Here is a 17,100-nt window from a genome sequence, read left to right on the forward strand (position 1 = left end):
GCTTGAAATCGAATTTTCAAGCTGCATTTTTTTATCAGATGAACGACATTAGTCGTTGTAAATACTAGCAATAACGTCTTTGTAATCGGATAAAATAACACGACGCTTCAATTTCATGGTTGGTGTCAAATGTCCAGAGTCTACATCCCAAGGACCAGCAACTAGCTTAAATTTCTTAATTTGTTCTACTTTGCTAAAGTTAGGATTCAGTTTGGTCACTAATTTTTCAAAATACTCCAACACTTGCTTATCTTCCAACATCGCTTCTTTAGAACTTACATTGATGCCTTTTTTCTTGCACCATTGTTCCAATGTATCCATAGCAGGTAAAATTAAAGCAGAAACAAATTTTCTATTATCACCAATAACCATGACTTGTTCCACTAAGAAATCTTCACGAAAAATTCCTTCAATTGGCGCTGGAGCAACATATTTTCCTCCTGAAGTTTTTAACAATTCTTTTTTTCGATCGGTTATTTTAAGAAAATCAATGCCATTTTTTCGAATTAACTTACCAACATCCCCTGTCAAGAACCACCCATCTGCGGTAAATTCCTCTGCTGTTTTTTCTGGTTTGTTGTAATACCCCATCATTACATTTGGTCCTTTAACCATAATTTCTCCAGCATCGGGACCATAAGCTTCTTCATTCACATCAATACGAACCGTTACTTTTGGAATAATTGGTCCAACAGTTCCCAACAATGCCAAATTTGCCTCATACCCGCTCACAGCAATTGCAGGCGAAGTTTCAGTCATACCATAGCCCTCACGAACGGGCACACCTATGGCTGAAAAGAATTGCGCCATTTTGCGCGGGCAAGCAGCCGCCCCAGTCAAAATTCCTTTGACACGTCCTCCTAGATTTTCACGGACTTTGCTAAATACAATTTTATCAGCTAATGCCCATTTGACTGAATTAAATCCAGAAGGTTCAAAATCATAGGCATATTGATTGGTCAGCCCCTCTGCCCAGAAGAATATCTTTTGCTTTAGAGGACTACCTTCTTTCGCTTTCGTAACAATTTTTTCATATACTTTTTCTAATAAACGAGGTACTGTGGTGAAGAAATGCGGACGAACTTCTTTTAGACTTTCTCCTAAAGTATCAATACTTTGGGCATACATGATACTTGCTCCCATATACATATAAGCATAAACAACCGTACGCTCAAAGACATGGCACAACGGCAAGAAACTCAAAGCAACATCACCTTTTTTGATGGGAACCAAAGGTCCCACAGCTAAGATATTGCTCAAAATATTATTGTGCGACAACATTACCCCTTTTGGATTACCCGTTGTTCCAGACGTATAGATCAAAGTTGCCAAGTCTTCTGATTTGATACCTGCTTTTATTTTCTCAACCGGTGCCAAATCTCCATCGGTATGAATCGTTTCCCAATGGTGCACATCATTACCTTTGCCATCTTTTTCACCTTCTACCTTATCAAAGGTAAAAATCCCCTGCAAACTAGGAATATCAGGGTGTGCTTTTCGTACTTTTTCTAACAAATCCCCATGTCCCAAAAAGCAATATTTGATACTTGCATCATTAAAAATATACACATATTCTTTAGGACTTATGGTTGGGTAAATTGGCACATTAATCACCCCAATTTGAGCCATTCCAATGTCCATGATATTCCATTCTGGTCGATTATTATGAGAAATCAAAGCGATTTTATCCCCTGGTTTCACCCCCATTTGCAACAAACCCAAACTAACTTGGTTTGCCAATTTTATAAATTCTTCGGTACTATAGCTGTAATTATGACCTTTGATGTGCTTTCCGCCAATAGATGCGGCTAAGGGTCCTTGTTCTAATTGGTAGTAGGGGATATCAAATAATCTCGTAGGATTCATATAGTTTTGAATTGTTTTTGGTAATTTAAAGTTATTTGCGGTGCAAAAAATAGCTGCATAGGAAAAATAAGTAAAATATCGTACAGAACCAATATTTTTAAAAATAAAAGCATTTCCTAAACGTATCTTTTTTTACATTGTTACATTCTTTTAATTGTTGTCTTTGTAGAGCACATCTTTCATTTTTTTGAAAAATAATTATTTATGTTTGCTGGCTTAATTTTTATCCCTTCTTTTATTCTTGCTGCTGTTATATTTCTATTGGCGTATAACAACTATGTCCTCTCATTTTCTACTATATGGATTGCTGTTGTCCCTTTCTCTATAGGACTTGGAGCTTATATTGTGCGTAATGGACTCAACGAATGGTGGTATGTACGACACCCTCCAGGACTCAGTGAGCTAGAAAAAAATATCTTGGCTCGCTTTTTTCCTTATTATAGAAGATTGAGTGTTCAGCACAAAAAAAAGTTTGAAGATCGCATCTCTGTTTTTCGTTTGCAAAAGCAATTTCAAATGCGCCTCTTAGACAAAATACCAGGCGATATGCAATTGTTAGTTTCGGCAACAGCTGTTCAACTAACAATGGGACTCGAAGATGAAAAAGAGATTCTTGATAATTTAGGTATGGTCGTTCTTTTTCCAAAAGAATTTATTACTCCAGACATCAATACGCAGTTACATTATGTTGAGTTTAATACGGATGTTTTTTCATGCCTACTCCTAGCCATTAATTTCTTCACCAAAGGTATTAGAGATCCCGAACATTACTATCACTCAGGGCTACACGGTATGGCCAAGGCATTTAAAATTAAATATGGCTATTCTGATGATACCATTCCTTATGAAGATAAAAAAGAACTGCTAGTCAAACTACACCATTTAAGAGAATTTGAAATTGGCTACCAGTTTTTATACACGGGTTTGCCGTCCATGGAAATCTTTGAAATGTGTACAGAACATTTCTTTCAAATTCCTACCAAGATGCAGGAACACTTGCCAGAGGTTTACCGATACTTTATGGATATATACCACCAAGACCCTAGCAATGGCAGCAATCCTATTATACAAAATATTTCATCCAACTTAGATGATAATTTAGAAGCGGCTTAAGGTTATTACTTACATTTAAACCTATTTTTTCATCCAACATTTTTTGCACTAAAAAGACCTCATTCACTAATTATAATAGATAAGATCGGACTAGTTATTTGCTCCCTTATTTCAGTAATAATACTCCATTGATTAGCTTTGTTACTCCCTACGATCGTGAGCTCGCATAGCTCGGTTCACTGCTACTGCGTGGTTTCAACGGAGTAATGAATAAGAAAACCTTCTAGAAAAACTAGAAGGTTCTTTATTTTTTTACCAAAAAGGCAGTTGAATGGGATACTATATGTATTCAATATTAATTTTCTGGATTACCACAACCACAAGCTTGGCATTCTTGTAATGTTTCAAAAACAGCATCATAACCAATATAAATATAAGGCTCACACTGTTGAGTAGTAGGATTGAAATAATACTTATATTCTGCTCCTGTACCACACCATCCCATATCTGGAATCATCTCGCATTTAAGACGACATTCATTTATGTGTTCGGTGCAAGAGCTATCTTTTTCGCAACTAGCAAAGAAAAAAAACGTCATTACGAATAGAATTACTCTAAAATATTTTGTAATCATAATAAAGTCTATTTAGGATAATAAGTAATGTTGTTAGAAAGTTATTCTAATCTCGTTCAAAAAGAATACTAGGACCATCTACTGCTGGGCTATTAGACAAGATCAATTTGCCATTGTCAAAACTAATGTCATAATCATAATCTATAGACGCCAACTTTACCTTTGTACCATTCATTATATAAGTATCCGTTGTATTGCTCTGTATGGGCATGTGCGAATTATTCAATGCAACGTTTATGACTACATCAACAGTACCATTGCTATTAAATGTCCAAGTAACATCGTCTTTATTATAATTTTCCAGACCAGCTAAACCTGCCGAATATTGCATTAAATTCCATTCTCCATGCAAACGATTGGAAGGTGAATTTATAGGTTCCTCTTTTTTGCAACTTGAAAACATTAATACAGCCAAAAGACTTAACAAAGCTAATTTCCATATTCCTTTTATCATATTTTTTTGATTTTCTAAAGGTGATCAAATTTGATTTTTTTTGAAGCAATTGTTTATTGAGCAATGAGTTTTCCTGTTCCAATAAGTTCACCGTCTCCTATCAATTGGAAGAAATATACCCCCGTTTCTAAATTCTGACGTTGTAAGATAATTTCTTCTTGATACGCCACTTTATTGTACTGAACTTCTCTCCCGATAGCATCAACCACACGCACTTCTAAAGTAGAGAAAGATTCTCCCTTCACAACAATTTTCACAAACTCTTGAAATGGATTAGGGTAAGCTTCAATCATTGTTTGAGGTCGATCTCCAATCTTAACGATATCTACAATAAAGTTTTCATCAATCGTATGAAAAGTTGTATTGGTCAACACTGGTGCATTCATGTCAAATACAATAGCTGCTGTATTATTAATTAACGTTCCAACAGGTAAATCAGGTTGTTGTTTCACTTTAAATTTAACATACCCATGCGAAGCCGCTTCGTTAGCTGTACTATCAGGTAGTAAAATATTATTAAATGTAAAGACCACAATACCATTTCCTTTTAACTCCCAAGTATAGGGATGACTGCTAGCACCAGGTATAATTGAACTTGGATTAAGAGCACTTGACAAAGTGTCATAAACCGTAACATTAAACGCTGTGTCTGTACCTGTATTTTGAAAACGAATGTGATACTCTAAATCTGTATTGGCTTCAATAGCATGGGACGTACCATAACCAATTGGACGAGCTTGCTTGTCATTGGGATCCCAAGCCCCTACATTTTCTTGACAATCAATAGATACAGCAGGACTACCATCATCTTCTACAAACTGCCCCAATATCCCTAAGGAACTATTGGATGTAAAGGCAGCATCGGTACATTGTAATACTCCTAAAGCACTATAGGTACTGTGAGGATGGTTGACATCTTGTTCTGCCTCTAAACGATATACAGCCCCATTGGAAGTTTGCACTACTTCTGTTACACTTGCTCCAGGTCCTAAATTAAATGGTCGAACCAATAAAATTACGTGATCTTCTGTTACAAAATAATGTCGAGTAGCTGACATTCCTCCAGTTCCCACATTGGTAATCGTATAAACAATACTATCTCCATAACAAACACCTGTCACATCTATATCCGACTCGTCCCACAAAGGACTGCTATTCACACACAAACTATCAGGTAATATGTTGGCTTGAACACAATGCGTTTGCCCTAATTGAGAATAACAACTGACCATTACATCTATTGTAAAAGAACCACAACCACCTGGAGGAACAGTGCCTATATTAAAGAGGTAAGTATTCATACCCGTTGTTGCTGACCAAGGCATATTGGATCCTAAAAAATTCAGTGTTGTATCCAAGTTGACTGTTACAGAAGCTCCAATAGCATCCGCCGTTCCTTGATTACAATAAGTAACTGTGTATACAGCCGAAGAACAACGTCTTAATAAAGCTGTCGATACATCTACATTTAACAAAGGACAACTAACCAATGCTCTAGCACCAAAATCGAATGTATCGGTATTTTCTAACTGGCTTGAGGTAATGACAACACTATCGACACATCCTGCCCACAATGTATTCGGCAAAAGAGACTTAACAACAAAAGTCCCTGTATCTACCGTAGCTTCATAATAACCATTGCTATCTGCTGTAGCATAGACTACCGACCCATCGCTTTTCTTGATTTCTATCAACCAATGGATAAATCCTGTTTCACCAGTCCCCTTAATACAATCCCCATTGCTATCGTTATAAATATAACCTTGAAATTTGTGCATAGGACGATTTAATGCCGAGTCAGATTTCACCAAATAAGCTTGATGGTTATCATAACTTCCTGTCAATATATACCCATTATCACTAGTAGGACGAACAACATTGCCTTTGTTATGAAAGTATTCTTCAAAAATTTGTTCTACAACAACATTTCCACCTAAATCTACTTTTCCTAAAAAAGCAACGTCTAATTGAACAGTCGCAACAGGATGCGGTCGATTCACATAGCCTGTTACAACATAATATCCATTGTTATCATATTCTACATGATTTGCAAAACCTATGATGCCTCCTAAAGTAGACGCCAAAGAGTAGGTCGACCAAAGTACGTTTGCCCCTGTTTTATCTACTTTTACTAACAAAGGAGTTGGACCTACAAATCCCATTAATTCTGTTGCGACAACATAACCACTGTCTGGTGCTTGAACAACACTGTGCCAACTAGCCGTTCCTTGCCCCGAATAGGTCTCCAACCACGTACTATCACCATTATTATCCAACTTGTACAACATGGCAGTATTCCCCTGATGTCCAGCTAAAATATACCCTCCATCAAAAGTAGGTTGAATCGCCTCTGCCCAAGCATCTGCATGCACTTTGGTCCACAAAACCGTTCCATTAGGTGCAATCTTAATCAACTGTGTATGGTGTAAATCTATCGGTGCACCAAGCGTAATATGAGAGCTAATTGCTAAAATATAATTTCCATCTAAAGTTGCCTCCAAACTCAATTGATCAAGCATACAAGGTCCTCCAACCTGATTGCAATAACTTTGATACGTTTTTGTCCATATGGTATCCCCCAAAGCATCTACTTGAATTAGATGAATGGTTTGTCCATTAATCCCTCCCAACAAAAAGTGACCATTGGGCATTGGTTCTAGTGCTACACTAGAAAAAGCCATAACATCTGCACTATCAGAAAAATAGCTTTTTTCCCAAACGTTAAATCCTTGTGCGTCAACTTTTATTAGAGCAGGATAATCTCGTGGTGCTCCTGTTGCAAAGGATTGTATCCCTGCCATCACATAACCTCCATCGTTCGTTTCTGTTACGTCATGACCACTAAACATGGAGCTTGCCCATTGCAAACTAGGAATATATGGACCATCCAGTTCTCGTGTCCATTCCTGACCATAAGCAGTAAGGATCATTAAATGGAATAATAAAATCAATATGTTATACTTCTTCATAATTTCAAAAGTCATTGGTCTAACAAATAGTATTCTCGCCTGTATTACTAATAAATAAAAAATCAATGGAGTATTAACTATTTATACTAGGCTTTTAAATTTTCTCTTTATATTATTGAGCTTTTTTTTATTTCTTTTCTATTCTACAAACTTCGTTAGAAACAAGCATTCAATCAACTACAATTAACATCATTTGTTTAGCATTTTTTATCACATTTCATTATAATTACATTATTAATAGCCTACTAATAGCTCTTAAAGAGTTTCTTTGTTTTTTATATAAAAAATATCCTAATGAAAAATTCTAAATTAATTAACATTTTGCACACTTTTTCTAGCAAAGAAAAACGACGTTGTAGAGATTGGATTGCTTGCTCAATTATCAATCAACGTCAAGATGTCTGCGATTTATACGATTTTTTGTGGGATATGGAGTTAAAAGAGCAGTATTTAACAAAGTCATTGGCATGGGCTACCATTTACCCAAAAGTACCCTACAATGATGGCAAAATGCGCCAAATTATCCATCGATTATTGAATGCAGTAGAAGAATTTTTGGTATATGAACAATTGCAAGATCAAACAAGCAGAAGTACCATTCTATTGTCTGAGAGCCTAAAAGAAAGAGGCTTGTACAAAGAATTGAACCAAGTTCTCAAAAATGCTCAAAAAAGCGCCCAAAAAGAAGCTACTCAAAATTGGGAGAGTTTGCGCTTAAATTACGAGTTGGAAACATTGTATTTCAATGCTTCAGAGCAAGCTCAAAGAACAAGTCCCCTAAACTTACAAGAACTGTCTGATGCATTGGATATTCAATATTTTGCCGACAAGCTACGCAAAGCCTGTCTATTGTATTCTAGATTAGTGGTTTTTAAAATGAACTATCAGCCCAAGATGCTAGCCGTTGTGTTGGAACAAGTAAAAGAGTTAGGCTATTTAAAAATACCTGCGATTGGTCTTTATTACTATTGTTACCTTGCATTTACCGATACTCAAAATCCCGACCAGCATTTTCAAAAAATGATGGATTATCTCCATACTTACACCTCCTCATTTCCTCCACAAGAAATTCGAGAATTATACCTTTTGGCGATCAATTATACCATCAAAAAGTTAAATGATAACTCTAGGTGGCATTTGGAAAAAGCATTTGAACTATACAAAACAGGTATTACCCAAAGCTACTTATTGGAACAAGGTATTATTACTCCTTTTACTTATAACAATATGGTTAGTATAGGTATACAAATGGAACAGTATGAGTGGGTAGAAGAGTTTTTGTACACCTACAAAGATAAAATAACACCAGAACATAGAGAAAGTATTTTTCAAGAATGCCTAGCGAAACTTTACTACGCCCAGAAAAAATACCAAAAAGCACAGCAGCTATTAGTGCAAATTCAAGTCAAGGATATTTTAAGAATTCTATCTTGCAAAGTCATGCTTCTAAGAATTTACTACGAAACGCAAGAGTTTGATGCTTTAGACTCTCTATTGGACAGTCTAAAAATGTACCTCAGACGCAAGGATGTTGTTGGTTATCACAAAGAGAATTATAATAATATTACCAAATATATGCAAAAGCTCATTCGCGTGAACCCATTTGATAAGAAAGCGAAAGAGAATCTAAAAATAGAAATTTTAAATACGGATATTTTAGCCACTAAAAAATGGCTTTTGGAACAACTCGAGCAATTATAACAAACTATTTCATTTTAGCTTCATCAATATACTCGTCAACCAATTCACCGATGATTTGGTGCAACCTTCTCTTTTCTTCTTTGGCAATACGTTTCAATTCTGCTAACTTCTCTGTATCTAGGACTACTGTTACTCGTTTAGTCTGAGTAGATTGTTTGCTCGGTTTGTCTTTGACATTTTCCTCCGTTGTTCGTTTGATCAACAAGTCAATACCAATAGCTTTTCGGTTGCCCTTTTTTGTGTTGACCAAACTTCTTTTGACATCCGTTACAACACCATCCAAAACGCCATCTATACTATCTTTAAAAAAGCGTTCTAGATTGTTAGAAAAAGATTTTCGGTTGGTTTTAGATTTTCCTCTTGATTTTCTTGTTAGTGTTTTTTTAGCAGTAGCTGTTGCAGCACCTTTCGTTTTGCTCTTTTTTTTATCGGGTGCTTCATTTTCAATCATAGAGAGATTGTCTTGTGCATTATCGTCAATCATTCTTTCCTGAAAGAGATTTGCCAAGTTATCTGAAAATGATTTCTTTTTGTTGTTTTTACGACCCATTCGATAAAAATATACGATTTAATAAAACTTCAAATGCTTATAACATCATCCTTACTGAAGCTTCCTCAAACCATTTATAGTTTCCTATATTGATTTTATAGTTCGCTCATTTAAAGCAAACTTAATGTTTTTTTTATTAAGAATTTCCACAATAGACGATTCCATCAATAACCATGATCTCTGAACGAGCTTTTAGGCTATTGTCATAATCTGTTAAGCAGGAACCGTTTCTATTCTTTCAATAATTTCTTTTGCCAAGGCTAAATAATCGGTTGCCCCATTACTTGATTTGCTGTATTCAAAAATATCTTTTCCAACACTTGGTGCTTCTGCCAAGGCTACGTTGCTACGAATTTTAGTTTTAAAAACCTTATCACCAAAGAATTTTTCGATTGTTCCCACAATATCTCGATTCAAGACTTTTCTATGGTCATACATAGTAGCAATAACCCCTCCAATTTCCAATTTTTTATTCAAACGGAATCGAACTTTGTCTGTAACTTGCTTAATTTTAACAATTCCTTGCAATGCCAAAAACTCAGTTTGCATCGGAATCATAACATAGTTACTTGTTGTTAAAGCATTTAAGGTTAACAATCCAAGTGAAGGCGGACAGTCTATAATTATATAATCGTAATCATGCGCCAAAGGTTCAAATAATTCTCTTAAAATAAATTCACGACCAGCTTCATTGATTAATTCCATCTCTGCTCCCGACAAATCTAGATTAGAGGTAACCACATCTAACCCTTCCTTGACAGTAAAAGGACTGATTTCTGCTTCTCCACGTATATTTTCATATATCGTCACTTTTTGACGAGGAATTCCTAACGAAATCGTCAAATTTGCTTGAGGATCTAGATCTATCAACAAAACACGTTTGTTTAATTGTACTAGAGCGGCTCCTATATTAATTGCTGAAGTTGTTTTACCAACTCCCCCTTTATGATTCAACAATGAAATTATAATGCTCATTCTTCTATTTTTTCACTGAACAACAAATCGCTAAAAATTTTAATGATTCAATTATTAACGAATAATAGTTCTAATGTATTTTTTAGACTTTATGATTACAAAAAACACAACATTTATCAGGTACGATCAATATCCTCCTCTCCTTAACGTACGCCGTAGATTATTTGCGCTTTCAATTTTTATTCTTTCATTCAGCTTACAAATTGTGATTTTAAAAGAAAAAAAATTTAGGCTTAAAATAATCCTATTTTTTCATGATAAAGAACATCTCCCACTAAAATACTGTGTCGATTATTTTAATTCTCAAAAATAATAAACTTTCACCTCATTTTAATAAAATAGCTGTATTTTAATCATTAATTGGTATGCAATAACTCAAATTATCACTTATTTGATTGCGTTTATAACGCTTTTAGACAAAATTTTAATTTCTAAGTAAGTGGGTAGAAAAAAATATAGCTAAAAATAAGCTCTTTTTTAGTGCTAATTGCTGAACGTAGTAGCAGCGTAGCTAACTGCGACAGCTTGGTACAGTGTACCAAAAGTATAGCCAAACAGTGCAGCTTTACTTGCGGTGCTACTTCGTGGTGGTGGGCTAAAGCCAGATGTTTCGATGAAGAGTAGCGCAAAAAGAAGGTTGTTTTTTATATAGTTTTTCTGAATGATTACTTATTTCTTTTAAAGTTCATCTAATTTCATATTTCAAATGGAATATTACTTCAAAATAATAGGTTTTTGCCTTTTTTCTACAATTTCTCAAGGACAATCGTTCATCTTCAATCAATTTTTTCAGCCAAGCTTAAGAATCAACAGCCTATACAATCACGATTTTAATTTTTTAAATAAAGATCGCTTACACGTCGGACAAGCAGATATCAATTGCATTATTCCCATTCAAAGTCAATTAAAACTAGCTGTAAAATGGGACAAACTACTAACACTGCAATTAAAAAAAGCCACACAACTAAAAGTCTATCAACTCTTTTGGAATTTCCGTCCTAGAGTACTCTATTTAGATTTGAGTTATCAAGACAATCATCTTCCGCATCCATTTCAACAAAAACCACACATTACCTACGGAATCAATACAGGTTTGTCTGGCATTCATTTAATCGCCAAACCCTTCAAACAACCTAAATTATTTTTTTACTCTGTCAATATTGGTTTAATGGAAGATTATCAATCCATACAACGGACACCTATCCCCAATATTACGACTATGTTTGGCTTTGCCCATCTACGCAATTTTAATTTTTACTGGTATTATGGCTTCTTTTTTAGTTATAACAATGGTCAAATCATTCCTGCCCCCTTTTTTGGTATCCAAGCCAAACTAACCAAAACAATTTGGGTCAATATCACCCTACCCGTTCAAGTGCGATTTGCCTTTAAAGTGTCAAAAAAATTAAAAATAGATTTGAGCGCAGGCTTGTCAAATTTTTCGACCGCATTTGGTTACCTCAATACCAACAACCAATGGGAACGATCTGTTTTTGGAGATTTACGAATTCGGGGAGCATTAACAACCAACATAAAACTTAGCCCTCAAGCTATATTGTACCTAGAAGCAGGTTGTTACGCCTATCATTTTCCAGCTTTTCGATGGGGCAACACTATATTTCAGACTCCAGTACTTAGTCCAAGTGTCTACGGAAGTTTATCGCTTTATTATAGTTTTAAAAAATCCTTGTTAGGCTCCACAATTGATGGAATCATTTTATTTTGAGTTTTCCCCATTTACAATTCTAACAAAACTGGTCAAGCCTTCCGTTTTTTATGCCTTTTTGATAGAAAAACAAAATTTTAAGGACTTACACACTCAAATACTATAGAGTTTTAGTACTTTTACGCAAAACATCTTATTCCCGAACTGATCTAAATTTTCAGCAAAACAATTACATTCATGCGCTATTGGTATCTTTTAATATTCAGCCTTTTAATGGTTGCCTGTCAACCTTCTCAACCTTCCAAGATAGAGCAATATAATACCGCCAAAACAAAAGCCAATCAGAATCTAGAATCAGAATTCAAACATTCTATTAGTCAACAAATCGATTTACAAAATAATCAAGTTATTGATGCTAGTGACTTTGCTGTTTCCAAACAAGTCGTTCAAGATTTAGAGGAGGCGCTTGCTAGCTTAAATCAAACAACAACACTAGACAGCAATCAACAAAATAATCCAACTCTAGATTCTACTAACTTAACCAGTTCTCAACCTAGTCGTTTGGAGAACAGACCAAGCAATGGAGCAATGTTGTTGAATGTTCGCAATTATCAAGAAACATATGATAAAGTACGTGCTTTGTCCAAACAATATGACTTTAGCATTGCCAACGAGTTAGAGCAAACTGGAGATTTCTACAAAGGGAATACAATGGAAATCTATACTACTCCCGAAAATTTTGATGTAGTTTTAAATGAGTTTAGAGATTTGGCAGTAGTTATTCGTCAAAAACAAGTATGGCAACAAAAAGAAAAGAAAGAATACCTTCCTATCGTTAGCCGTATTACAACCAACAAAGAACACTTAGCAAGCTTAAATGCTCAACTTGAAAAAACCAATAATCTAGATGATCAGCTAAAATTAAAAGATAAAATCAATGCTGTTCATCAAGAATTAAACTTGGCCGTTTTGGATGCTACCAATATTCTCAACAACCAACCTTATAGCACCATTACCTTAGCTTTTTATCAAAACTTGGAAATGGCAAAACCTAAAATAGAAACTTTTAGGGCTGACTTTTCTTCTAATTTGATAACAGGATGGGGCAACTTTAAACAATTTTTATTAGATGCTGCTTTGGTCTGGCCTTATATTATTATTGGTCTAATATTATTATTAACTGTCTTATTAGCGGTTAATAGTAGTAGAAAAAGAACCCGTCAATTCAAATTGCAAATGTTGCATGGACAAACATTACAACAACAAAAAATGGCTCCACCAATGGCAACAACAGCAGCAACAACAAATAGCAGTAAAGCCTAAATTAGAGAACCTTTTTTAAATAGGTTTCGTTCTCTAATTAACCATAGTTTGTTGTCCCCACACAATAGCAGTGCAGGTAACAAACTACGACAATTAAATAATTTAATAGAAATCAATTATAAAATTTAAATAGCACCCATAGTATGAAATACGATGTTACGGTTATCGGTTCTGGTCCTGGTGGTTATGTTGCCGCTATCCGATGTGCACAACTTGGTCTTAAGACTGCAATTATTGAACGATACCCTACGCTTGGCGGTACTTGTCTAAATGTTGGCTGTATTCCGTCCAAAGCATTATTGGATTCTTCCGAGCATTATCACAATGCGGAAAAATCATTTGCAGCACACGGTATCCAAGTAGAAAAGCTAAGTGTTGATATGAAAACAATGATTGCTCGTAAAGACAGTGTTGTTTCTCAAACTTGTGATGGCGTTCAATTTCTTATGAAAAAAAATAAGATTGACGTTATTGAAGGTCATGGCTCTTTTGTAGACAAAAATACCATCAAAGTTACGGACAAAAAAGATTCGTCTAAAGAAGTAACCACTATTACTACTGATAAGGTTATTATTGCAACAGGTTCTAAACCAGTTACTCCTGCGGCATTTAATTATGATAAAAAACGCATCATTACTTCGACAGAAGCACTCAACTTAACTGAAGTACCAAAGAGTGTTGTAGTTATTGGAGCTGGTGTTATTGGGCTTGAGCTTGGTTCTGTCTGGGCTCGACTAGGCACAAAAGTAGAAGTGGTCGAATTTGCTGATTCTGCTTTGGCAACAATGGATGCTGACTTAGGAAAGGAAATGCGTAAGGTATTGAAAAAACATCTAAAATTTGGTTTCCACTTAAATCATATGGTTACCTCTGTTGAATCTGACAAAAAAGGTGTAAAAGTCGTTGCCAAATCAAGAAAAGATGACAAGGAAGTTACCTTAGAAGCAGACTACTGTTTAATTGCAATTGGTCGTAGACCTTATACCGATCAGTTGGGGCTTGACAATGTTGGGGTAAAAGTAGATGATAGAGGACGCATCGAAACGAACAATCACTTAGAAACTAATGTTGAAGGCATTTTTGCCATAGGAGATGTTGTCAAAGGAGCTATGTTGGCACACAAAGCCGAAGAAGAAGGTGTCTATGTTGCAGAATATATGGTGGGACAACATCCTCATATCAATTACAATTTAATTCCTGGTGTTGTGTATACTTGGCCAGAGGTTGCCGCTGTTGGACAAACAGAAAAAGAATTGAAAGAAGCTGGAATTCCTATCAAAGTAGGTAAATTCCCATTCCGTGCCTTGGGACGTGCCCGCGCTAGTACTGATACCGATGGTTTTGTGAAAATTATTTCTCACAAAGAAACGGATGAAGTTTTAGGCGTACATATGATTGGTGCCCGTGTAGCAGATATTATTGCAGAAGCTGTCGTAGCCATGGAATACCGTGCATCAGCCGAAGATATTTCTCGCATTAGCCATGCTCATCCAACATTTACAGAAGCTGTCAAAGAAGCCGCTTTGGCTGCAACAGACAATCGTCCATTGCATATGTAATCAAATACATTCAATTAGTTTTCTTATTCTATTAGTATAGAATTTTGAGTCAACTACTTGTTTCTTAATATTTAATGCCTGAACACTGAGATTATTGTTGTTCAGGCATTTTATATCTCCTCTTTCCCTCTCTAATTGATTCTTCATTATTCTTTTTGCCAATAGCGCACGTTTTTTTTAAAAAAACTTATTTTTACATTACCTCGTAAAAACCACGCAGTAGCAGTGCAGTTAAATCATATCAATCTGATAATCAACAGAGTACACTACTATCGCTCGATTCATTAAAGGGTTGATAATCAAATAGATGCAAAAATGTTTGGGTAGGCATACCATTTCATTCGTGATCATGTCTAATAATGGACCAAAACAAATCATATCAATGAACAATAAATTTTCAATTTGCCTATGAGTTTTAATTTTCCAAACAAAAAAGAACGTGAATCAATCTGGATAAAACTCGGTCTGGGTGCCATTTTAATTAGAATAATCTTGGGCTTTCAACCTCAATGGTGCGAAGTTATCTACTCTAGAGGTATCTATCCTTGGATTAGAAGTTTTTTTGATCATACACTTGGTCTGCTGCCTTTTGCTGCCATCTACTTATTTGATCTTATCCTTGTCATTTGGCTAATAAAAATTAGTACCCATTTTATCAAAAGCGTTTTCATAGAAAAAGAGGGCATTAGAGGCAAAGGGTATGGAAAATCGATCGTTGCTTTTTTTATGGGATTAATTTTCTGGTTTCTTTTTCTCTGGGGATATAATTATGCTCGTATTCCTATGTCAGAACAAATTGGCTTAGAGGTTCCTGAATCAATGAATTTTGACGCCATTTGGGAAGAAGCTCAATATATTAAACAAACCTGTATTGAAGCACGTCAAAAAATTCCGAGTATTGATACCAATGTCATTCCCTTGGATGCTTACCCTAGCAACTTGGAAGAAGTTATGCGCACATCCTTAAAAGAAGTTTTAAAAGAATATGGGTACGATTTTTCTGGTCATGTTAGGGGTAGATTTGTACAACCAGATGGAATTTTGCTTCGTTTCAACAGCTCAGGGGTTTATTTTCCGTTTACAGGAGAAGGGCACGTTGACAATGGCTTGCACCATATTTCTAAACCCTTTACAATTGCTCATGAATTGGGACATGGATATGGTTTTGGAAGTGAAGATGTTTGCAATTTTCTAGGTTTTTTGGCCTGTATTCGTTCCCAACACCCTGCTATACAATATTCAGGTTACCTCATGTATTGGCGATATGTATATGGCACTTTAATGGGATTTATGACAGAACAAGATTATCAAATAGAACGAGCAACTATTTCAAGAGGCATGCACAATGACATGGAGGCTATTTATGCTAAAGTAGAAAATTACCCTGCATTCATTCCCTTCTTACAACCCGCTGTTTACGATGTTTTTTTGAAAGTACAAGGTGTTGAAGATGGTATTGAAAGCTATGATAGGATGATTTTATTGGTCTCTAGTTGGCGAAAAAAATACCACTAAACAGCCTAACAATTAACCATCTTTTATCCATTGATTTTAATTTTTACAAAGCATTTTTTATATATTTGAACCAATACAGTAGTCTACTGTTATAGTATTAGTTTATTCAGAATAAACTTACCTGTTTGGTAAATGATACTGATTATTTAATTTTAAAAACAAACAAATCATGGCTTTCGAATTACCCGATTTACCATACGCTCACGATGCGTTAGAACCACATATCGATACAAAAACAATGGAAATTCATCATGGTAAACATCATAATGGATATACCACTAAACTAAATAATGCTGTTGAAGGAACTGATCTTGCCAATAAGAGCATTGAAGATATCTTGAAAAACTTAGATATGAATAATACTGCTGTTCGTAATAACGGTGGTGGATTTTACAACCACTCTTTATTCTGGGAAGTAATGTCTCCTAATGGAGGTGGGCAACCTACTGGAGAATTGGCAGAAGCTATCAATACTGCTTATGGCTCATTTGATGCCTTCAAAGAAAAATTCTCTAGCGCTGCTGGTAGCCGTTTTGGTTCTGGATGGGCATGGCTTTGTGTACACAAAGGTGGTAAAGTGGAAGTTTGTTCTTCTGCTAACCAAGACAATCCATTGATGCCAGGTATTGGTTGTGGTGGTTTCCCTATTTTAGGTCTAGACGTTTGGGAACATGCTTACTACTTAAACTATCAAAACCGTCGTCCTGATTACGTTTCTTCATTCTTTAATGTAATCAACTGGGATAAAGTATCTGAGTTGTATGCTGCTAACAAATAGTACAACCTTAAGTAGTATACTAATTATAATATAATAAAAAGCCTTCTTGATTGATTT

At 35.3% G+C, this 17,100-nt stretch carries 13 protein-coding genes; 7 read left to right on the forward strand and 6 right to left on the reverse strand.

What is annotated here, in order from left to right; all coding sequences use genetic code 11:
- Positions 1 to 48 precede the first annotated feature (48 nt).
- On the reverse strand, positions 49 to 1,866 hold the full coding sequence (locus tag QP953_RS27380; RefSeq protein WP_052599896.1) for a long-chain fatty acid--CoA ligase: 1,818 nt from the start codon (positions 1,864 to 1,866) through the stop codon (positions 49 to 51).
- Between the two features lie 204 nt (positions 1,867 to 2,070).
- Here QP953_RS27380 and QP953_RS27385 point away from each other — a divergent pair, with 204 nt between their 5' ends.
- On the forward strand, positions 2,071 to 2,979 hold the full coding sequence (locus tag QP953_RS27385; protein ID WP_309553529.1) for a zinc-dependent peptidase: 909 nt from the start codon (positions 2,071 to 2,073) through the stop codon (positions 2,977 to 2,979).
- Positions 2,980 to 3,274: 295 nt separating this feature from the next.
- On the opposite strand, the gene QP953_RS27390 is transcribed toward QP953_RS27385, so the two are convergent.
- From QP953_RS27390 to QP953_RS27400, 3 genes are read right to left on the reverse strand one after another with little or no spacing between them, the layout of a single operon-like run.
- Positions 3,275 to 3,553 (reverse strand): BPTI/Kunitz-type proteinase inhibitor domain-containing protein, encoded by a 279-nt coding sequence (locus QP953_RS27390; protein WP_309553530.1) that lies wholly within the window; start codon positions 3,551 to 3,553, stop codon positions 3,275 to 3,277.
- Positions 3,554 to 3,599: 46 nt separating this feature from the next.
- Positions 3,600 to 4,007, reverse strand: coding sequence for a hypothetical protein (locus QP953_RS27395; RefSeq protein WP_309553531.1), 408 nt, complete (start codon positions 4,005 to 4,007; stop codon positions 3,600 to 3,602).
- 53 nt (positions 4,008 to 4,060) lie between these two features.
- Complete coding sequence (locus tag QP953_RS27400; protein ID WP_309553532.1) at positions 4,061 to 6,976, reverse strand: T9SS type A sorting domain-containing protein; 2,916 nt, start codon at positions 6,974 to 6,976, stop codon at positions 4,061 to 4,063.
- A 294-nt stretch (positions 6,977 to 7,270) separates the two neighbouring features.
- Between QP953_RS27400 and QP953_RS27405 the strand changes: the two genes are divergently transcribed.
- Entirely contained in the window at positions 7,271 to 8,677 is a 1,407-nt protein-coding gene (locus QP953_RS27405; RefSeq protein WP_052599890.1) for a hypothetical protein, read from the forward strand.
- 4 nt (positions 8,678 to 8,681) lie between these two features.
- Here the strand turns inward: QP953_RS27405 and QP953_RS27410 are convergent, their stop codons facing one another.
- Complete coding sequence (locus QP953_RS27410) at positions 8,682 to 9,227, reverse strand: hypothetical protein (RefSeq protein WP_052599889.1); 546 nt, start codon at positions 9,225 to 9,227, stop codon at positions 8,682 to 8,684.
- A 213-nt stretch (positions 9,228 to 9,440) separates the two neighbouring features.
- Positions 9,441 to 10,202 carry a ParA family protein gene (locus QP953_RS27415; protein ID WP_052599888.1) on the reverse strand — a complete coding sequence of 254 codons (762 nt, stop codon included), beginning with the start codon at positions 10,200 to 10,202 and terminating at the stop codon, positions 9,441 to 9,443.
- A gap of 706 nt (positions 10,203 to 10,908) precedes the next feature.
- Here QP953_RS27415 and QP953_RS27420 point away from each other — a divergent pair.
- The 5 genes from QP953_RS27420 (at position 10,909) to QP953_RS27440 (ending at position 17,043) form a co-directional block, all read left to right on the forward strand.
- Positions 10,909 to 11,928 carry a DUF6268 family outer membrane beta-barrel protein gene (locus tag QP953_RS27420; protein ID WP_309553533.1) on the forward strand — a complete coding sequence of 340 codons (1,020 nt, stop codon included), beginning with the start codon at positions 10,909 to 10,911 and terminating at the stop codon, positions 11,926 to 11,928.
- Between the two features lie 177 nt (positions 11,929 to 12,105).
- Complete coding sequence (locus QP953_RS27425) at positions 12,106 to 13,191, forward strand: DUF4349 domain-containing protein (RefSeq protein WP_309553534.1); 1,086 nt, start codon at positions 12,106 to 12,108, stop codon at positions 13,189 to 13,191.
- Between the two features lie 143 nt (positions 13,192 to 13,334).
- Positions 13,335 to 14,750, forward strand: a complete 1,416-nt coding sequence (gene lpdA, locus QP953_RS27430) for a dihydrolipoyl dehydrogenase (protein WP_309553535.1) — start codon at positions 13,335 to 13,337, stop codon at positions 14,748 to 14,750.
- Positions 14,751 to 15,158: 408 nt separating this feature from the next.
- On the forward strand, positions 15,159 to 16,265 hold the full coding sequence (locus QP953_RS27435; protein ID WP_309553536.1) for a DUF3810 domain-containing protein: 1,107 nt from the start codon (positions 15,159 to 15,161) through the stop codon (positions 16,263 to 16,265).
- A 169-nt stretch (positions 16,266 to 16,434) separates the two neighbouring features.
- A complete protein-coding gene (locus QP953_RS27440) occupies positions 16,435 to 17,043 on the forward strand; it encodes a superoxide dismutase (RefSeq protein ID WP_052599883.1) in 609 nt (202 codons plus the stop codon).
- Positions 17,044 to 17,100: the final 57 nt, after the last annotated feature.

The sequence above is a fragment of the Aureispira sp. CCB-E genome, from assembly GCF_031326345.1.
In the GTDB taxonomy this organism is placed as follows: domain Bacteria; phylum Bacteroidota; class Bacteroidia; order Chitinophagales; family Saprospiraceae; genus Aureispira.